The sequence below is a fragment of the Methylocapsa polymorpha genome (assembly GCF_045689225.1).
Lineage (GTDB): Bacteria > Pseudomonadota > Alphaproteobacteria > Rhizobiales > Beijerinckiaceae > Methylocapsa > Methylocapsa polymorpha.
Genome location: NZ_CP136862.1, coordinates 1,728,250 through 1,747,572 on the forward strand (window position 1 = coordinate 1,728,250; position 19,323 = coordinate 1,747,572).

Here is a 19,323-nt window from a genome sequence, read left to right on the forward strand (position 1 = left end):
CTGATAAAGGATGCTTCGGATCCTTCAAGTCAATTGGCGACAATCATGGGCAGCGGCGCCCCATTTCTCCCATAAGGCCAGGATGGTTTTCTTAATCGACAAATTGTCGGTTCGCCCAAACCGCTGCAAATTACCGGCCCTCGGGGATTAATCGAGCTTTTGCTGGACCTTCCTGACGTCCTCGCCTTTGATAAGCGTGATATCGGCGACGGGATGTTCTCCCGTCAGCGCCGGGATAGCGCTCGCCGCCAGGTAGCCGGCATTGGCCGCCACGGCGGCCTGAACAGCGTTTTCGAGAGAAATCTTGCTCTGCGCAACGGCTGCGCTCTGCTCTGCTGCATCCTTCAGATCCTCGGCATCCGTGATCGCTTCGGTTTTCTTGATGGCGCCCGATTTCTGATCGACGATGATCTCGCTGAACTTGTCCCCCTTCATCGTATAAACTGACAATTGAAGAGCGTCTTCGTCGATTTCGAATTTGCCCGAGATCGGCGTTCCCGCGCTTTCGCTCGCTTTCAGGCCTTGAGCCAAGGAAACGGAAGCTTGCGGAAGGGCCTTAGCCAGTGCGGCGCCTTTGTCTTCGTTGGTCTCCGCATGGGCCGCCAAAGCGGAGACGACCAGCAAAGAAAGCGCGAACCCGCCAGTAGCGATATCTTTTCTCATGGACTCATTCTCCAGGTTCTTATCGGTAAGAGGCGACGGTGGCGGAACCCACCGACGAAAATCGACCGTTTCCTGGACCCTGCCGTTTAAGGCAGTGTTATGGGAATGAATGAGACAGAAGAATTCAGTTTAAATCTGCCATAAACGATTTGTGCTGCGTTGGGATGGTTTGCCCGACAGTGAATCGAGTGAGTGTATCGTGCGCGTCTTGATTGTCGAAGATGAAGCTAGAATTGCTGAAATCCTCGAAGGCGCCCTCGAGAAGGCGGGTTTTGTCGTGGATGCGGTATCGTCCTGCGCCGACGCCCGAGAGGCGTTTTCGCTCAATCCTTACGATATCGCCATTCTCGACCTAGGGTTGCCCGACAGGGACGGGATAAGCCTTCTCGATGAAGTACGGTCGACAGGCAATCCAATTCCTATTCTTGTCTTGACGGCGCGCGATGCGGTCGAAGATCGCGTCATCGGACTGGACGCAGGCGCCGACGATTATCTGGTTAAACCATTCGCGATGGTCGAACTCATCGCGAGAGCTAAGGCCTTACTGCGTCGGCCCGGCAGCGCTCTTGGAACGAAATTGAGCGCCGGCAATCTGGTTTTCGACAGCATAGGACGTGATGTGCAAATTGACGGTCATCTGCTTTCGCTAGCCAGGCGCGAGGCCGCAATTCTGGAGCACCTGCTGCGGCGCCTCGACCGTGTAGTGCCCAAGGCCGTTCTGGAAGAAAAACTATACGGCATCGACGACGAGTTAGAGTCCAATGCGATCCCGGTGCACATCCATCATCTTCGGCGCAAGCTCATGGAGGCGGGAGCGACGGCCGAGATCCATACGGTTCGGGGCATTGGCTACATACTGACGGAAGCGAAGAGCTGATGCGAGGCCGCGCGCGCTCTTTGCAGTTTCGCCTTGCGATAAGGCTCGCAATACTTTTCGTGGTCGCGGCTTCCGCGGCGGCCGGAGGCCTGATCTGGCGGGCCTACGCAACGGCCGACAGCCTCGAAGATCGGGAGTTGAGCGAGCGCGCCAAGGATTTGGGCCGGTCGGTCACAATCGGCGGCGCAGGCAAACCACGTCTCGATTTGCCGCCGAAGCTCGCTGCGGCCTATGCCGCCAGCTCTAACGCCGACATCTACGCCATCCGAACGCCTGCCGGCCAGATCCTTGCGGCGCTGCCGACGGATTTCGGCGATCGGGTTGCGGCTTGGCCCGCGCCGACTGACGATCCGAGCTATTTCCGGTTGCCGGACGCCAATGATCCGACGCGGCAATATTACGGCCTCAACCTCGCCGTCGCCAGCGCCGCCGGACAACTTTGGGTCACAGTCGGCCGCGCGGCGGGCGCCAAACCATTCATCGAGTCTCTGTTGTGGGAATTCGTCACCGACATTGTTTGGACCATTCCACTCTTCGTGGCGATCACTTTGGGAACCGCCATTCTTGCGATTCGCGGTGGCCTGAAGCCTATCAAGGAAATTTCGAGGATGGCGGCGGCGATCGGCCCGGCGACGACCTCGGTCCGGCTGCCGGAGGGCGACCTTCCAAGTGAAATAGCGCCCCTTGTAACGGCGGTGAACCGGGCTCTGGATCGTCTCGAACAAGGCTTCGCCGTCCAGCGCCAATTCACGGCGAACGCCGCTCATGAGCTGCGCACGCCTCTAGCAATCGTGACCGCTGCGCTCGACGCGATGGAGGGGAACGGCGAACTTGCAAAACTAAGATCCGACGTGGCGAGGATGAACCGCCTGGTCGAGCAACTTCTCCGTGTCGCACGACTCGACTCGATCACGATCGACGTCTCCGCATGCGTCGATCTCAACGACGTCGCGACCGAAGTTGTCGCCGGGATGGCTCCATGGGCCATCGCCCAGCATCGACTCCTTGCCTTCCAAGGAGCCGAGAAGCCGGTTCGGATCAGAGGCAATGCGCAGGCAATCGCCGACGCGATCCGCAACCTCATCGAAAATGCGGTGACGCATTCTCCTGCTGGCGAAGAGGTGATCGTCAGCGTCGACTATCAGGGTCGTGTGGGCGTGGCCGATCACGGTCATGGCGTACCGCCGGAAAATCGCGATCACATATTTGAACGATTCTGGCGGGGCGCTGGCGCGAAGACCAGCGGCGCGGGTCTCGGCCTGGCGATCGTGAAGGAGATCATGAAATTGCACCGGGGCGCCGTCAGCGTTGCCGACAATCCGGGCGGCGGCGCGATCTTTACGTTATCATTTCCCGATCGGCTCGAATGAAGAGCGTCATCTTCAGGTCAAAACCAGCTGCGTCCCGAACGATCTGCCCTCGAATTTCACTCGGCTGATTACCACGGGCGATCGCGAGATAACTGTCCCAGCCGTCTCGGCGAAAGGACTCATAATTCTGCCTTAAACGAAATCTGCCAGCCTCGCTGCTCAAGGGAAGAATTCTCGTAAGCCGTGCGGGTCCGCAACTTGCGCTCATAGAGCTACGGGACCTAGCCCTGCCACGTTCGAGTGTCGGAGAATCTGACCATGCAACTGAAACCCATGCTGATCGTCGCGGCTTTCACCGCCCTGGTGATCAGTCCCGCTGCGGCCCAAACCACGGCGTCGATCGACGCGGCCAAGATCGAGCAAATGTCAGGCCTCAAAAGCTCCCTCATCGCGAATGAGAACGTCGTCAGGATCAGCAAGCCGAGGACGGATGTCAAAATCCAGGTGGATGAATGGCAGATGCCGCCCTTCATGGGATTGACCTCATGGGCAGCCTTTACGCTGGCCCATGACGGACAAGTCGTGATGATGGGCGACACCGTCTTGTTCGAAGACGAGGTCAATGCGGCGATAAGCGCTGCTCTCGACGCGGGTCTCGAGGTGACAGCGCTGCACAATCACTTCTTTTTCGATGAGCCGAAGGTCTACTTCATGCACATTGGCGGCATGGGGGAGACCGGCGCCCTCGCCACTGGCGTGAAGAAAATCTATGACAAGATCGCGGAAGTCCGAGCGGCCAATCCGACGCCCGCGAAAAGTTTCCCGGCCAAAATCGGCGCAACCAATGCCATCACCAGTGCGCCCCTCGAAGGCATTCTCGGCATAAAGGGGCAGGCGAGCGAGGGCATGTTCAAGATCGTCGTCGGCCGTCCGGCCAAGATGCATGGAGCGCCCATCGGCAATGCGATGGGCGTCAATACCTGGGCCGCCTTCGGAGGCACCGATGAAGAGGCTGTGATCGATGGCGACTTCGCCATGACCGAGAACGAGCTTCAGCCTGTCCTTAAGGCAATGCGTCACGAAGGCATCAATATTGTCGCCATCCACCAGCACATGACACACGAGGAGCCGCACTATCTGTTTCTGCATTTCTGGGGAAAAGGCAAAGCGGCGGTCCTGTCACAATCGTTCAAGAACGTCCTGAGCGCCCAGGCGGCGGTCGCGAATTAGGTTCGTTGATATACAAAACTAATGTTAGCAACCTCGGAGGACTTTATGAAGCGTCTACTCGCGACAGCAGCGGCCATCATGGCTGTGACGCCAGCGTTCGCGGAGATTGACACATTCGACAATATGTCGGCAGGCGCGCCGCCACTCGATTGGACCTGCGGCGTGACCGGTCGAGGCTCGCCTAAATGGATGATCGAATCCGATCCATCTGCCCCAAGCCAACCAAACATTCTTAAACAGTCTGGGAGCGGCGCGTTTCCCTGGTGCGTCAAGAACAATGTTTCGATCGCCGACGGCTATGTCGAGGTCAAGTTCAAGCCGCTGTCAGGAAGCGAGGATCAGGCTGGGGGGCTTGTCTGGCGCTGGAAGGACGGAAACAATTACTACGTGGCGCGCGCCAATGCGTTGGAAGACAACGTTTCTCTTTATTACACCGAGCATGGACGCCGCATCACGATCAAATATGTCGACGCGCCAGTGGCGCGGAACCAATGGCACAGTTTGCGCGTCGAATTCTCCGGAAATGTTTTCAGGGTTCTCTTGGACGGCAAACAATATATCGAATCGCAGGACGATCATATCGCGGGCACAGGCTCCATTGGAGTATGGACCAAGGCCGACAGCGTCACGACCTTCGATGACTTTTCGTTCGCCGACAAATAGAGTTAAGGAGTCGACGCGCATTCGTCGCCGCATCGAGGGCCTGCTGCGAGTCGCGCCTGGCGCAATAGCCGAAGTTCCTGACCCGCGAGCGGCAGCGAGAGGATCGCCTGGATGAAAAAGATCTTCTGGATGGCGGCTGCCGTCTTGGTCGTGGCGGCAATAACTTTATGGCGCTTCTATTCTCCTGCAGGGGCGCCGACGGTGACCATATATGTCAGCCATGACGAGGTCTTTTCCGAGCCCATCCTCAAAGATTTCGAGAAGGAGACCGGCGTCCGAGTGCGCGCCGTCTATGACACCGAGGAAACAAAGAGCGCGGGGACGATGAACCGGCTCATCGCCGAGAAGAACAATCCACAAGCCGATGTTTACTGGGCCAACGAGCCAGTTCGCGCCGAGGTCTTGCGTCAAAAAGGCATCGCCGCGGCCTATGTCTCCCCGAATGCGGCTGGAATCCCGGAGACGTTCCGCGATCCCAACGGATACTGGACCGGTTTTGCGGCGAGGGCGCGCGTATTCATCGTGCGGAAAGGCGCGACGCCGCAGCCGGCCTCCATAACTTCCTACACGGACCCGGAATGGCGCGGCAAAACAGTGATCGCCAATCCGCTTTTCGGGACGACGACGACGCAGATCGCCGCCCTCTTCGTTCTCTGGGGCGATGAGCGCGCCCGCGCCTTCATGCAGAAGGTGCGCGACAACGCCGTAAAGCTCTCCCCCAGCAACGGTGACAGCGCCGATTTCGTGGCGCGCGGCGAGTTCACTTTCAGTCTGGTGGATAGCGACGACGTTGTGAACCGGATCCAGCAAGGTCAACCAGTCGAATTGGTCTACCCAGATCAGGGCCCCGACGACATCGGCTGCTTCATCGTTCCTAATGCAGCTGTGCTGATCGCCGGTTCGCCGCATCCGGAGTCCGGCAAGAAGCTCATCGACTATCTGCTCTCGAAAGAAACCGAGAGAAAGCTCGCCTTTTCCGACGCGGCGCAGATTCCGCTGCACCGCGGGGTTCCGCCTCCGCCGGGGTTAGAGCCGATAGCATCTATCAAAACGATGAAAGCGAACTATTTTGAAATCGCCGCGAAATTGCAGGCGATCCAACCATTCTTGAAGAGCTGGGCGGAACCCTAAAAAATTGCAAAAACGCCTCACCCTGACTGCCGCTGCGATCCTGCTCGCCGTTATCGGACTTTTACCGCTCATTGTGATGGTCGCAGATACCTTTTTTGTGAATGGCGGCTTCAGCGCTAAGGCCTATGACGCGTTATTGACGACGAGCAAACATCAGGCCGCGCCGATGGCGCACAGCATGCTGCTGTCCTTCCTGACCTCGGCGCTTGCGGCTTTTGTGGGCGCCGCTTTGGGGCTGTTGCTCGGCAAAACCGATTTGCCATGGCGCCACGTTCTAATGGCGCTGTTCACAGTACCGTTATTGTTGCCGCCTTATGTGATCGCAACGGCTTGGTTCACGATCCTCGGAAAGGGAGGATTGATCGGTCACGCACTTCCTTCCGAAACGACGGAATTCCTGTCCTCCGCGCTCTTCGGGCTCTTTGGTTGCACAGGAGTATTGTTCACCGCATTCATGCCGATCGTCATGCTGCTCACCATCGCTCATGCGGGCGCCGTGAACCCACGATGGGAGGACGCAGCCCGGCTGGTGAGCGGTTGGCCGAGCATCCTTCGTCGGATCACCTTGCCATCGATTGCGCCGGGGATCGCGTTCGCGGCCGTGCTCGTGTTTCTTCTGACGTTTGGCGAAACCGGCGTGCCTACCTTTTTGCGCTATCCGGTCTACCCGGTCGAGGCTCTAACACAATTCGCCGCTTTCTATGACTTTCGAACCGCGACCGCATCGACGATTCCCATGCTCGTCGTCACTTCAATCATATTGATCTTGGAGTATGGACTGGAGCGCGGGAAAGTCTCCCAGCTTCGAGCTGAGGCGCCCGGCGAGCGTCGCGCGAAAATCGAGCTCAAACGTTGGCGCCTTCCGATTTTCGTTATCGTCTCGGTGTGGGCTTTTGTCTCGGTATTGCTTCCATTGCTGGCGCTGGTCATTCAATCATCGTCCGTCGGGGCGTATGTTGAAGCATTCTCACGGGCGAGCGATAGCATCATGCATAGCCTCGCATTCGCGGTCATCGGGGCAACCCTACTAACATTGCTCGGCTTCTTTTGTGGGGTTCTGATTCATGATCCGACACAGCCTCTGGCGCGAAGCGTCGATGGGTTGGCGCTGTTTTTGTTTACATTGCCGGGAACCGTCATCGGTATCGGCCTCATCGGCCTTTGGAACAGGCCGATGACCAATGTCATCTACGCCACGCCAGCGATCATCATTTTAGGCTATCTGGCCCAATATTCGGTGCTGCCAATGCGGGTTACGTCCGCGACCCTGGCGCGCATTCCCCGATCCCTGGAAGAGGCCGCGCGGCTGAGTGGCGCAAGCTGGTTCATGACGCTGACGCGGATCGTGGCGCCGCTGGCGACTCGCGGTCTCATGGCGGCATGGCTCATCAGCTATGTGTTTTGCCTGCGCGATCTGGGCATCAGCATGGTCGTCTATCCAGCGGGATATGAAACACTGCCAGTCCGTATTTTGACGTTAATGGCCAATGGCGCTCCAAATCTCATTGCGGCGCTTTGCGTCATTTTGATCGCCGCGACGCTACTACCGCTCGGGGTGGCGGGTCTTTGGCTGAAATATCGCGCGCGACATTCATGAGCATGATCGAATTTCGCGAGGTGTCGAAAGCCTACCAGAGCCGGGTCGCCATAGACGCCATATCTCTAAAAGTGGAAAGAGGAGAGCGCGTCGTTCTGTTCGGTCCATCCGGTTGCGGCAAGTCGACGCTGCTGCATTTGATCGCCGGACTGGCCAAGCCAGATTCTGGCGACATCCTAATCGACGGAGAGCTTGCTGCGACTGCTGGAAAAAATTTACAGGAACCGGAACAGCGCGGTATCGGCATGGTTTTTCAAGACCTTGCTCTCTGGTCTCATATGACTGTCGCGGAGAATATTGAATTCGGCCTCATCGCAAAACGAGTCGCCAATCGCGAGCGTCGCCAACGGGTCAGAGAAATGGTCGACCTGGTGCGGCTCGGCGATTATTTGAACGCCAGGCCGGGAACACTATCGGGTGGCGAACAGCAGCGCGTGGCGCTTGCGCGAGCCCTGGCCACGGCGCCCCGCATCCTGCTTATGGACGAACCGCTCTCCAATCTCGACGATGAACTCAGCCTGCAGATGCGACAGGAAATTTTGCGGTTGCATTACGACATCGGATTCACATTGGTTTATGTGACGCACAGTCACAATGAAGCCAAGGAGCTCGGCACGCGAACCATACGACTGAGGCAAGGCCGGATCGATTCGGCAAGCAATGGCGCCGCCGCCTAACCTGCGTAAACCAAAGGGGAGACATTTCCGTATTCCAAATCATGGCGGCGAATCCTTCCGGCGCGCCATCCGTCTGATCAATGCACGTATCGATATTCGCGAAAGTTGCTCTCGTTAAAAAAGTAGTGAGTCGCGGAGAAGGAGCTTATCCTTGAATTCCCTTACGGATCCCTAAATGCCGGCGTTGTCACGGTAACTTCGACGGACAGCATTCGCCCGCGCGCTTGACGACTCTAGGCGATCACGGCTGCAACAGACCTCCACTCAGCGATCGCGTTGAGGCGATGCAGATGGGTAGCGAAGGCGGAGCGGCGTGAATGTGGTGGAACGAAGAGGTCGCGGACGATGGAGAAGATCGAGACGAATTGCTGTCTCCGCGACCAGGATCGAAACCCCTGTATTGCCCGTTCTCGCTTTCGAAGCGGAAAGCGGGAATTCTCCGCTCGGTTGTTCAGCCGTTTGTGAGGGCGATGCTCGCCCTTTGGCATGATCAAACGCTTGGCGCTGGCGTAGGATCCGAGCTCGTCAGTGATCATGTGTCTGGGCGCAACGCCTCGCTTTCTGAGCAACTGCGTCAGCAGACGTTGACCGGCCTTTGTGTCGCGGCGGCCCTGGACGATTTCGTCGGGAACACAGCCCTCCTGATCGACGGTGCGCCACAGCCAACGTTTCTCGCCATTGATCGTAATGACGACCTCGTCCAAATGCCAGATGTCGTCGAGGCTGGCCCGATCCCCGCCGTCCATGGCGTCGTACGTTGGCGGTTGATAGATCTCGCGCAGTGGCTCTTTGAAGAGTTCCGGGTCTCGATTTCCAAGCAGACGCTCAGCCGCGAACTGCGCGCAATGGGCTTTCGCAAGCTCTCGGCGCGGCCGCGCCATCATGCGCAAGACGAGGAAACCGCCGCGGCTTTTAAAAAAGCTTTCCAGCCATCGTGGACGAAGCCGCCGCACAACAGGCTTGTGGCAAACCGATAGAGATTTGGTGGCAAGATGAAGCTCGGGTCGGACAGAAGAACAAGATCACTCGCCGATGGGCGAGACGAGGAACACGGCCTTCGGCGCCACGCGACCAGAGGACGGCGTCGGCCTATATTTTCGGGGCCATCTGCCCGGCCGAAGGAAAAGGCGCTGGGCTCGTTCTTCCCTGCTGCAACAGCGAGGCCATGGCTCTGCATCTCGAGGAAATCTCGCTTACAGTCGCGCCCGGCGCGCATGCCATCCTCATCCTCGATCAGGCCGGCTGGCATGTCTCGAAGAAACTGCCGGTTCCAGGCAACATCACGCTCCTCCCGTTGCCGTCAAAGTCACCCGAGTTGAACCCTGTCGAAAATATCTGGCGGTTCATGCGCGACAACTGGCTCTCGAACCCGATCTTCAAATCCTACGACGACATCCTCGATCACTGCTGCTTCGCCTGGAACAAGCTCATCGATATGCCCTGGAAAATCATGTCCATCGGAACAAGAGACTGGGCCTATCGGTCATCATCAAAGAGACTTGGTAGAACTCGCGTCCGAGGCCGGTCGCAAGGGAGGCCAAAGCGTCCCCGACGAGAAGCGCAGCTTCTCTCAGGATCGCGAACTTGCTTCCGAAGCGGGCCGCAAAGGGGGCCAGGCGTCGGGGGGGGGGAATTTCGCCAATGACAAGGAGTGGGCGGCTGAAGCCGACCGCCGCGGCGGAGAGGCGTCGCATGGCAGACGCTAGAGGGCTTCCCGATCGGATGGAATCATCTGATCGGGAAGGAATCGCTCAGATTCAAGGAGTTGGAGCATGTTCTGATCGAAAACATGCTCTAGGCGCCGGCCGGGAGGACAGCGCGTTCTCCCGGCCCTCTTCTCAACGCCCCATCTCTCTCAAGACCATCAAGGAGAAAATCATGGGCTTCTTCTCGAAAGACATAGGCACGTTGGATGATCTTTTCGTCCACACGCTGCAAGACATCTACTACGCAGAAAGTGAGATTGTGAAGGCGTTGCCGACGATGATCGAAAAGGCGACCAATTCGCGACTTAGGTCTGGCCTGGAGCAGCATTTGGCGGAAACGCGCAATCATGTGCGGCGGGTCGAGCAAGTATTCGAGATGCACGGCGTAGAGGCCAAGACAATAAATTGTCCGGCGATCAACGGCATCATAAAGGAAGCCGACGAAGTCGCCGGCGAGGTTGACGACAAGGAAGTCCTCGACGCTGCGCTCATAGCCGCGGCGCAGGCCGTAGAACACTATGAAATCAGCCGCTACGGCTCCCTCATCGCCTGGGCGGAGCAACTCGGCCGGAGCGATTGCGCCAGCGTGCTTCGTCAGAACCTCGAGGAGGAGAAAGCCGCGGACGAAAAGCTTACGGAAATCGCGGAATCCAAGGTCAATCTCCAAGCGGCGCAATAGCGGCTCGCGGATCGGGCGGTCAGCTCCTAATGGGCCGCCCAGTTCTCGGCGGGCCCGCGCAGCCATATTCGCGGGTTCGTCGGCGTCGCCTCGGAGGGGGAGGCGCCAGCTTGTCGGCGAGCGCGACGGCGACGAGCTTGAAAGGCTTCGTCTGAATGAGTTTCTTCGCCCAGGAACGTAGCGAGTCTTCGTGCGGCTCGCAATGATAGAGGACCGCATGTGCGCCGACGACGAGTAACTTCCGCAAACATCGATTGGCCATCTTCGAGACGCGGCCCAGTCGTTCTTTGCCGCCGGACGAGTTTTGTCTAGGCGTCAGACCAAGAAAGGCGGCGAACTCGCGTGGGCCAGAGAAGGCGGAGACGTCCTGGACGCTCGCGGCCATCGCCGAGGCCGTCACCGGACCCAAGCCGGGAATGGTCATTAGGCGCCGCGAGGTTTCGTCGTTTCGAGCCAACGTAGCGATGGCTCGATCACTCTGCGCGATCTCGTGATCCAGAGCATGTAGTTGGCGCACAAGCGGCGCGAGCGCCGAACGCACGAAGGCCGGAATAGTCTCGTCCGCTTCGCCCATAAGGGCTTCCGCCAAATCCCGAGCCTTTTTGTGCCCCTGCGCTTCGTCGCTTGCCGAGTCCGCCGTCGATTTTCTGGTCGCCAAGCGCATGGTCAAGAAACAGCAGATGCAACGGTCGCCGCAAGGCGCGCATCGCATGCTGCAGGTTCGCGCGGGGGTCCTCAACGGCGATTTGAGCGAGCGGCTGACCTGGCAACCCCAAAATCCACGCACCGATCGCAAATCGCATGGATTTTCGAGCCGATGCCGCCTTTGCTTAAGGCGGCGTAGCATCCCAGTTGATTAGTCGCTCCCCCCGCCGACCGGCCGCATAAGGAATGATTGCGAGCGCCATGACGCGCTAATCGTTGCATGATGCTTGCCTCAAGGGGGTTCGATATGATCATAGAGTCGCCTATGCATGAGGGGAATTCCGACTGTGTCTGCTTTGCTCAGGGTGACGCTCGACCGGCGCGGTCTCGGCGATTTCTTCGATCTGCTCGCCGCGAGCGACATCGATGCGAGCAGGATCGACGGGTTGACTGAAGCCGACCTTCGCAAAATCGGCCTTACGCTCGCCCAACGGAAGCTGTTCATGCGGGCGCGATCCGAGCGGCTAGCCCAATTCAACGCCGCTCGACTGTGCAGGGCGGCGGGGGACGGCCCGCCGCTGAAGGGTGAGCGGCGTCAGTTGACCACGATGTTCTGCGATCTCGCCGGCTCCGCGCAGAGGTTCGGCCGCCTAGATCCCGAGGATCTGAGCGAGGTCCTCCGCCACTTCCTCGATATGTGCTCTGCCGTCATCAGCTCTGGATCGGGCTACGTCGCTCGATATATGGGCGACGGCGTCCTAGCTTATTTCGGCTATCCTCAGGCGCGCATGGACGACGCGCAGGGCGCAGTGTGCGCGGCGTTGGAGATCGCCGCCAAGGTCGGTCAGCTGCCTACGCCCGACGGAGAGGACCTGAGGGTTCGGATAGGCATCGCTACGGGACTGGTGGTGGTCAGCGAGCTCGGTGGCGGCGGATTGGGGCCGGAGCAGTCCGTCGTGGGCGAGACGCTCAACCTGGCGGCTCGGCTGCAAGGCGCCGCGGGGCCAGGCGAGATCGTGATCTCCGAAGCGACGCGAAGGCTTTGCGGAGCGCTATTCGATTACGAAAGGTGGGCCGACATAGGACTCAAGGGCTTTCCCGAGCCCATAACGGTCTACCGCGTGCTGGGAGAAAGCGCGGCGTGGAGCACGTTCGATGCGCGCGCGAGCGCCGGGATGCCGTTGAAGGGCGAACGGCGCCAGTTGACCGCGATGTTCTGCGATCTGGTCGGCTCTACGGAGATGTCGTCCCGGCTGGAGCTCGAAGATTTGAGCGAGGTCCTCTGCAACTTCCTGGATATGTGCTCCGTCGCCATCACTTCTGGATCGGGTTACGTCGCTCGATATATGGGCGACGGCGTTTTGGCTTATTTCGGCTATCCTCAGGCGCGAGAGGACGATGCGCAGGGAGCGGCGCGCGCGGCGTTGGAGATCGTGGCGAAGGTCGGTCAGCTGCGTACGCCGGACGGAGAAGTCCTGAGGGTCCGGATAGGCATCGCTACGGGACTGGTGGTGGTCAGCGAGGTTGGCGGCGGCGGATTGGCGCCTGAGCAGTCCGTCGTCGGCGAGACGCCCAGCTTGGCGGTCCGGCTGCAGGGCGCTGCAGCGCCGGGCGAGATCATGATCTCCGAAGCGACGCGAAGACTTTGCGGAGCGCTGCTGGATTACGAAAGGCGAGCCGACGTCCGACTCAACGGTTTTCCTGAGCCGATTACGATCTACCGCGTGCTGAGTGAAGGCGCAGCGCAGAGCAGGTTCGATGCGCGGGCGAGCGCCGGACTCAATGCTTTCGTCGGGCGCGGCCGGGAGCTCGATGCGCTCAGGACGCTATGGAGCGCGGCGCGGGACGGCGCGGGACAGGTCGTCCTGGTCAACGGCGAGGCCGGAATCGGCAAGTCGCGTCTGGCGCGTGCGTTTATCGAGCGGATCGGCCACGAGCCAGTGGCGATCCTGGAATGGAACTGCGCCGCGCATCTGGCCAATCGACCGCTCCACCCAATTGTGCGAGAGATCGAGACGAGGGCCGGCTTATCGAGGACTCTTCCGGCTGAGGCGCGGCGGGTTGGACTGGAGGCGCTTGTCGCAGCCTCGCCGACGCTCGGGGCCGATGATGTGACTTTTCTCGCCGACTTTCTTGGAATCACGAGCATTGGACGGGCGGAGCTCGACGCCCCCACGCGGGCGCGCCGCACATATGATGCGCTCGCGCGGTGGGTGGAAGGCATGACAGGCGAGATGCCGGTCCTGATCCTGATAGAGGACGCGCACTGGGCGGACGCGGCGACGCTCGACTTTTTGACGATGCTCATCGACCGCATCGAGCGGCTGCCGACGCTGTTGCTCGTGACGTCTCGGCCCGCTTTCACGCCGCCCTGGCGCGTCGCTGGGAGCGGCGGGCCAATCACGCTCGATCCGCTCGACGCCGCAACCGGCGCCCGGCTCCTGAACACGGTCATGCGCGAGCGCAGGCTGCCTGCTTCCGTCGTCCGGACGATCCTCCAAAAGGCGGGGGGCGTGCCGCTGTTCGTCGAAGAACTGGCGAGGACGGTGCTCGACGCCATGTCGGATCACGGCGGCGACCCGCATTCACTTGCCGCACTGAAGATACCTGGGACTCTTCAGGACTCACTTATGGCGCGCCTCGATCAGCTCGGGGAGATAAAGGAGCTCGCGCAGATCGGCAGCGTCATCGGCCGCGAATTCAGCGCCGCAATGCTCCGATTTATTGCGCCGCATCACACTGACATAGAAGGCGGCTTGCGTTGTCTTTGCGATTCGGGTCTTACGAACTTGGCTCGGCAGGAGGACGCCGGCGTGATCGCGTTCCACCACGCCCTTGTGCAGGACGCGGCGTATGAATCGCTCCTCAAAAAGCGGCGGCGCGAGCTCCATCGCATTGTCGCCGAGGCGATGCTCGCCCACAACCCGCACTTCGAAGGCGCCGAACCGGAAGTGATAGCGCGCCACTGCTCAAACGGGGGCCTCGCCGCGCCTGCCGTGACTCACTGGTTGGCGGCTGGGCTGCACGCGCTCGACCGGGCGGCGAACGCGCCGAGTGTAACCTATCTCCGTTCGGCGCTCGACCAACTGGCCCTGTCGCCTGAGAACGGCGAACGCGCCCTTACCGAGCTTCGTATTCAAATGGCGCTCGCGCCGGCGACTTCGGCTATCTACGGCTGGGCGGCCCCAGAAGTCGAGACGGCTTGTAAACGGGCCGTCGAACTGGCGACGGCTGTTGGGGACAGAGAAGCTTTGTGCGGCGCGACCTGGGGTTTGTGGACGAGTTTTTTCATCCGGGGCGAGATGAACCCAGCGCTTCAAACTGCGCGGACCGTCGCCGCCATGGCCGACGAGACGGGGAGCACGTTGTTTGCCCTCGTGGCCGCGCATGCCCTTACATACACGCACTACTCCCGCGGCGAGTATCGGGAGGCGCTAGTCGCCGGCTGCGCGGGCGTCGCCCGCTACGACCCCGAAAGCGATCTCCGAGCGCTTCAGGCTTTTCAACTTTCGCCAAGTTTGGCTCTGCCCACTCTGCTGGCGAACGTGCATTGGTTTCTTGGCGACGATGCGGAAGCAGATGCAGCCATGGCGCGGGCCCACGCGATGGCCGAGGCGTTGAATCATCCTCCGGCGCTGGTGCATTGCCTATGCGTATCGTCATATTTCCTTCTTTTCGCGCGCCAATGGGCGCGGCTTTCACCGATCGCCGAGAAGGCCATTCGCATCTCGGTGGATGAGGGCTTCCGCTTCTGGGAGCCGATGGCGCGGATAAGTCTCGCCTTTGTCGAGGCGCAGCAAGGCGACCGCGACGGCGCCATTCAGCGCATCATCGAGAACATGCGGCAGTTCACAGCGACAGGCGCCTCCATCGTGATGAGTCAGTTCGAGCCTATGCTCGGCGAGTTGCTGATCGAATCCGGCGACCCGGCGCAAGCCGCGCTCCGCCTCTCAGACGCCATCGCGGATTCCGAACGTCGCGTCGAGCGCGCCTATCTGCCGGAACTTTACCGCGTTCGCTCGCTCGCTCGCAGCGCGCTTGGCGATTCGGCGACCGCCGAGCAGGATGCAAGGACCGCGGTCGCGATCGCCGCCGCGCAAGGGGCCAAGCCTCTAATCCGTCGGTCCGAGGGGACGCTGCATGCGCTCTTGTCGCATGGCGGACATGACTTCATTATCTCTAGTGAGATATGAATTTAGACATTTAATTGGGGGGAACATGAGCGACTGCGGACCGGGCCTGACCGACGATCAATGGGAAAAGATCCGCCAGATCGTTCATGACGATGCTCTACGCGCCCGTGAGGCGGCGTCGTTTCTGCCTCTCTATGGGCCGTTGCCCGGCTCAACGGTGACCGTGCCGCAGGACCGCCTTTCCTTCGAGCCATTGCCCGACGGGCTCTCCGGCGAGGCGTCGCCCTCCGCGGCGACGGGCGCCACGCAACAGTACATGCGGGTGGATGACTACGACCAGCTCCGCATCGCGACCGTGGCCGTCAATGTGTACCTCAAGAATCATATGATCGCGGATCCCGAACTGGCGGCAGCCTCCGTCCTGTTCTCACGCGCCGCGAAGATTGTCGCGCGGGTCGAGGACTCGATCATCTTCAACGGCTGGCCCTCGAACCTCCAGCATGTGCGGCCGGTCTACACTATCACGGGGGCGAACAGCTATGACGGCCTTGTCAGCCACGCCCGCGAATCGTCGCCGCAGATCGATGACGCGAACCCTGGGGTGTTTGGACCTGACGTGTTCCGCGCAGTCGTCAGCGCAATTGCCGACCTCGAAAGGCGGGGTTACTACAAACCCTATGCGTGCGTTCTCGCCAACGATCTCTTTACGGAGATCAATAGGCCGATCCAGAACTCGATGGTTCTGCCGGCCGAAAGCATCCCGCCCTTCCTTGATGGGCCACTGCTGCGGTCCAGCAGTCTTCAGCTGGGAAAGGGCCTGGTGATCTCGCTGCAAGGCAATCCGGTCGAAATCGTCGTGCCGAACGACATTTCGGTCCGCTATCTCCAAGGGATGCTTGACGGCCAGCACGCGTTCCGTATTGCACAGCGTTTCGTGCTGCGGGTCAAGGATTGGGACGCGGTCGCCCTCATCCAGCGTAAGGCTCCCCCCTCCGGCATCGCCGGCGATGCCTGAATATACCGCGAACGGGCTCACGCTGCGCTGGGACGCGGCGGACCTAGTCTCGAGCCCTCGACAAGGGCTCGGGGCGCGAGTCGTCGTCGGAGCGCGGCCGTCGCATCGTTCCAACGTGGTCAAGGTCGCGTACACCGTGAACGGCGGCGCGGAGCGGCTCGCGAGGGGCTACCGGCTGCGCCACGCAGTCCGCTCCGGCGGGGAGGAGCTGTTCGCCATCGACTTGCCGGCGCAGCCGGAGGGCGCAGATCTCGCATTCATCCCAATTTTGTCCTGTTCGGGGCGAGAGGCGGATCCGCGTAAGGGTAGGGTCCCTTTTACGCCGCTTGTTCCGCAGACGGCTATCGCCCCGTCTGCGGCCAAAGCCTCGGCGGGCGGCGGTATCGCGCCTGCGCACGCCGCGCGGTTCGTCTTCGAGCCAGAGTTCCTGTTCCGGGTCACCGCGCCGGTCGAGCGCGACGAGAACCCGGTTGGCGAGACGCCGGACGGACTTCGCATGGTGTTCGCGCTCAGCGGCGGCGGCCATGTGGACGGACCGGCCCTAACGGGCGAGATTCTCCACCGCGGCGGCGACTGGATGCGGATCCGCCCGGATGGCGTAGGGATTGCCGCTATCCACGCCCTGATCAAGCCGGTTGGCGGCGGGGTCGTTCTCACTGAATACAGCGGGGTCGTCGATTTCGGGCCCGACGGTTACCGGACGCTCGCCGCCGGCGGCGGCCCGAAGCGCGCGCCGCTTCGCTTCGCGCCGCGCTACCTGACGGCCGAGCCGCGCCTGCTTTGGCTAAACCGCCTTCAATGCTTCAGCGTTGGCGAGGTAAACCTCGAGCGGTATCTCGTCGAATACGACCTCTACGCGCTGCGGCCGAAGCCCGCCGCAGAAGTCTGAAGGGGTTCGCCATGCCGCAGAAAGTCGTGATCCTGGGCGGCGGAGTAGCAGGTCTCAGCGCGGCCCATGAACTGCTTGAACGAGGGTTCGAGGTCGAGGTCTTCGAGAAGCTGAAGATACCAGGGGGCAAGGCGCGCAGCATTCCGGTGCTCGAGGGATTAGGCGATCATGGGGGCAAGAACGAGCATGTCTCCGCCTTGCGCGCGAAGCTCGCCGCCAATGCGCTCGGACGAAAGCGGCCATGGCTGCCCGGGGAGCACGGCTTCCGTTTTTTCCCGAACTTCTACCGTCACATTACAGACACACTACGGCGCATCCCATTTGGAAGCGGAACTGTCCTCGACAATCTCGTGAATACGACGCAGGTTCTGGTCGCCAGCTATGATAAGGCTGGAATCGAACTTCCTTCGCGCTTTCCTGAGAACGCCTACGAACTCGCGTCCGCGCTGAAGAGTTTCTTGTGGGCGATATCGCCGCGCAACGGCATTCCCTACGCTGACATCGAGTATTTCGCCGGCTGCGTCTGGCGCATCATTACGTCTTGCGAGGAACGGCGCCTCGAAGAATACGAGAAAATGGACTGGTGGGATTTCGTCGGGGCGGAAGATCGCTCGGAAGCCTACCAAAAGCTGCTCGCGATCGGCATCACCCGCTCTCTCGTCGCCGCAAAAGCGCGAGTAGCGAGCGTGAAGACGATCGGCGACATTTTCGTGCAGCTTCTCTTCGGCATCATGACGCCCGGCATCGCGTCGGACCGGGTAATGAACGGGCCGACCAACGACGTCTGGATCCAGCCCTGGCTCAAATATCTGACCGCAATGGGCCTCACCTATCATTTCGGCGCCGAGGCGAGGGAGATCCATGTCGCCGACGGCCGGATCGCGGGCGCGACGGTGCGGGTCGGCGACCGGACTATCCGCGCGAGAGGCGATTGGTTCATCGGCGCGCTGCCTGTTGAACGAATGGCGTTGCTGCTCACGCCGGCGATGAAGGCGCTCGATCCGTCCCTCGCGAATCTCGCGCCATTGTCGAACAGCGTGCAATGGATGAACGGCATACAATTTTACCTCACGCGCGATGTGCCGATAACCCATGGCCACATCATTTTTATCGATAGCCCCTGGGCGTTGACCGCCGTCTCACAGCGGCAGTTCTGGACCGGAATCGACTTCGCCGAGTGGGGCGACGGCAGGACTCGAGGGGTCCTCTCGGTCGATATCTCGCAGTGGGATACGCCAGGCTTCAACGGCAAGGCTGCAATCGATTGTACGCGTCAGGAGATCGCCGATGAGACCTGGCTGCAGCTCAAGCGCAGCCTGAACGTGGGCGGCGGCGCTCTCCTGACCGACGAGGATCTGCATTTCTGGTTCCTCGACCCGGACATCGTGGACGATCCGTCGCATCCTGGCCGCGAAGCCGACGTCGAGCCCTTGCTCGTCAACAATGCGAACACGTGGCGGCTGAGGCCTGAGGCGGCTACGGCGATCCCCAATTTCGTTCTAGCCGCGGACTACGTCCGGACCTTCACTGACCTTGCGACCATGGAGGGCGCGAACGAGGCGGCTCGCCGCGCCGTCAACGCGATCCTGGACCGGAGCGGATCTGACCTTCCGCGCTGCGCTGTCTGGAATCTGCACGAGCCCGACGCGCTGGCGCCCTTCCGCGCCTATGACCGCGCGCGCTACCGAGCCGGGCTGGCCTGGGACGGCCGCTTCGCCAAGGCGGCGGAAGCGGTGCTCGCCATGGGCCAGGATGCGAGTGGGCTCACGGGCGGGCGGCGCTGGGCCGGGCCGCTCGCAGCCGTCGGGCCTTTCGCCGACGCGCTCTCGACGCCTGGCGGCCCGCTTTCCTACCCCATCTCGGCGCGGGCGCTGTCGATGATCGGCCTGCCCGCGAGCGTCTTCCGCGGTCTCGGCGATGGTCTGCCCGGTCTCGGCGCGCCGGCTCCGGGCGTCGGCATAGTCTCCGCCGCGGCGGAGACCGCAGCCATGGCGTTAGCGGACGGGCCGATCCCTGACGACAAGAATTTCCTCAAATCCGCTGGCGTGGCGGCGACGGGGATCGGGCGGCCGCGGCGGCGCATCCGCATCACTCAGAAAGCCTGACCG

15 protein-coding genes and 3 pseudogenes are annotated in these 19,323 nt (G+C 61.0%); 15 read left to right on the forward strand and 3 right to left on the reverse strand.

What is annotated here, in order from left to right; genetic code table 11:
- Positions 1 to 147 precede the first annotated feature (147 nt).
- Positions 148 to 663: a hypothetical protein gene (locus RZS28_RS08005; RefSeq protein WP_407340792.1), complete on the reverse strand. Its 516-nt coding sequence runs from the start codon at positions 661 to 663 to the stop codon at positions 148 to 150.
- Positions 664 to 862: 199 nt separating this feature from the next.
- Here RZS28_RS08005 and RZS28_RS08010 point away from each other — a divergent pair, with 199 nt between their 5' ends.
- From RZS28_RS08010 to RZS28_RS08040, 7 genes are all read left to right on the forward strand, one after another.
- Positions 863 to 1,540 (forward strand): response regulator, encoded by a 678-nt coding sequence (locus RZS28_RS08010; protein WP_407340793.1) that lies wholly within the window; start codon positions 863 to 865, stop codon positions 1,538 to 1,540.
- The gene (locus RZS28_RS08015) at positions 1,540 to 2,910 is read left to right on the forward strand and encodes an ATP-binding protein (protein WP_407340794.1); all 1,371 of its coding nucleotides are present in this window, start codon (positions 1,540 to 1,542) and stop codon (positions 2,908 to 2,910) included. The genes RZS28_RS08010 and RZS28_RS08015 overlap by 1 nt, the downstream gene beginning before the upstream one ends.
- A gap of 258 nt (positions 2,911 to 3,168) precedes the next feature.
- Positions 3,169 to 4,080 carry a DUF1259 domain-containing protein gene (locus RZS28_RS08020; RefSeq protein WP_407340795.1) on the forward strand — a complete coding sequence of 304 codons (912 nt, stop codon included), beginning with the start codon at positions 3,169 to 3,171 and terminating at the stop codon, positions 4,078 to 4,080.
- Between the two features lie 45 nt (positions 4,081 to 4,125).
- Positions 4,126 to 4,743, forward strand: a complete 618-nt coding sequence (locus RZS28_RS08025) for a hypothetical protein (RefSeq protein WP_407340796.1) — start codon at positions 4,126 to 4,128, stop codon at positions 4,741 to 4,743.
- Positions 4,744 to 4,854: 111 nt separating this feature from the next.
- Positions 4,855 to 5,874 carry an extracellular solute-binding protein gene (locus RZS28_RS08030; RefSeq protein WP_407340797.1) on the forward strand — a complete coding sequence of 340 codons (1,020 nt, stop codon included), beginning with the start codon at positions 4,855 to 4,857 and terminating at the stop codon, positions 5,872 to 5,874.
- A gap of 4 nt (positions 5,875 to 5,878) precedes the next feature.
- The gene (locus RZS28_RS08035) at positions 5,879 to 7,471 is read left to right on the forward strand and encodes an ABC transporter permease (RefSeq protein ID WP_407340798.1); all 1,593 of its coding nucleotides are present in this window, start codon (positions 5,879 to 5,881) and stop codon (positions 7,469 to 7,471) included.
- The gene (locus RZS28_RS08040) at positions 7,468 to 8,148 is read left to right on the forward strand and encodes an ABC transporter ATP-binding protein (RefSeq protein ID WP_407340799.1); all 681 of its coding nucleotides are present in this window, start codon (positions 7,468 to 7,470) and stop codon (positions 8,146 to 8,148) included. The genes RZS28_RS08035 and RZS28_RS08040 overlap by 4 nt, the downstream gene beginning before the upstream one ends.
- Positions 8,149 to 8,381: 233 nt before the next feature.
- Here RZS28_RS08040 and RZS28_RS08045 read toward each other — a convergent pair.
- Positions 8,382 to 8,879: pseudogene (locus RZS28_RS08045) on the reverse strand (transposase); the annotation flags it as partial.
- Here RZS28_RS08045 and RZS28_RS08050 point away from each other — a divergent pair.
- The 3 genes and pseudogenes from RZS28_RS08050 to RZS28_RS08060 all read left to right on the forward strand — a co-directional run.
- Positions 8,862 to 9,628, forward strand: a pseudogene (locus RZS28_RS08050) (IS630 family transposase); the annotation flags it as partial. The pseudogenes RZS28_RS08045 and RZS28_RS08050 sit on opposite strands and share 18 nt — an antisense overlap.
- Positions 9,627 to 9,854: a general stress protein gene (locus tag RZS28_RS08055; protein ID WP_407341075.1), complete on the forward strand. Its 228-nt coding sequence runs from the start codon at positions 9,627 to 9,629 to the stop codon at positions 9,852 to 9,854. The pseudogene RZS28_RS08050 and the gene RZS28_RS08055, both read left to right, overlap by 2 nt.
- A 172-nt stretch (positions 9,855 to 10,026) precedes the next feature.
- Entirely contained in the window at positions 10,027 to 10,533 is a 507-nt protein-coding gene (locus RZS28_RS08060; RefSeq protein ID WP_407340801.1) for a ferritin-like domain-containing protein, read from the forward strand.
- Positions 10,534 to 10,552: 19 nt separating this feature from the next.
- On the opposite strand, the gene RZS28_RS08065 is transcribed toward RZS28_RS08060, so the two are convergent.
- Positions 10,553 to 11,245 carry an IS110 family transposase gene (locus RZS28_RS08065; RefSeq protein WP_407340802.1) on the reverse strand — a complete coding sequence of 231 codons (693 nt, stop codon included), beginning with the start codon at positions 11,243 to 11,245 and terminating at the stop codon, positions 10,553 to 10,555.
- Here RZS28_RS08065 and RZS28_RS08070 point away from each other — a divergent pair.
- From RZS28_RS08070 to RZS28_RS08090, 5 genes and pseudogenes are all read left to right on the forward strand, one after another.
- A pseudogene (locus RZS28_RS08070) lies at positions 11,148 to 11,393 on the forward strand (hypothetical protein); the annotation flags it as partial. The gene RZS28_RS08065 and the pseudogene RZS28_RS08070 sit on opposite strands and share 98 nt — an antisense overlap.
- A 132-nt stretch (positions 11,394 to 11,525) precedes the next feature.
- Complete coding sequence (locus RZS28_RS08075; RefSeq protein ID WP_407340803.1) at positions 11,526 to 15,371, forward strand: adenylate/guanylate cyclase domain-containing protein; 3,846 nt, start codon at positions 11,526 to 11,528, stop codon at positions 15,369 to 15,371.
- A gap of 25 nt (positions 15,372 to 15,396) precedes the next feature.
- On the forward strand, positions 15,397 to 16,326 hold the full coding sequence (locus RZS28_RS08080; RefSeq protein WP_407340804.1) for an encapsulin: 930 nt from the start codon (positions 15,397 to 15,399) through the stop codon (positions 16,324 to 16,326).
- On the forward strand, positions 16,319 to 17,215 hold the full coding sequence (locus tag RZS28_RS08085) for a DUF3237 domain-containing protein (protein WP_407340805.1): 897 nt from the start codon (positions 16,319 to 16,321) through the stop codon (positions 17,213 to 17,215). Before RZS28_RS08080 ends, RZS28_RS08085 begins: the two co-directional genes overlap by 8 nt.
- Positions 17,216 to 17,226: 11 nt before the next feature.
- Positions 17,227 to 19,320: an FAD-dependent oxidoreductase gene (locus RZS28_RS08090; RefSeq protein WP_407340806.1), complete on the forward strand. Its 2,094-nt coding sequence runs from the start codon at positions 17,227 to 17,229 to the stop codon at positions 19,318 to 19,320.
- Positions 19,321 to 19,323 lie beyond the last annotated feature (3 nt).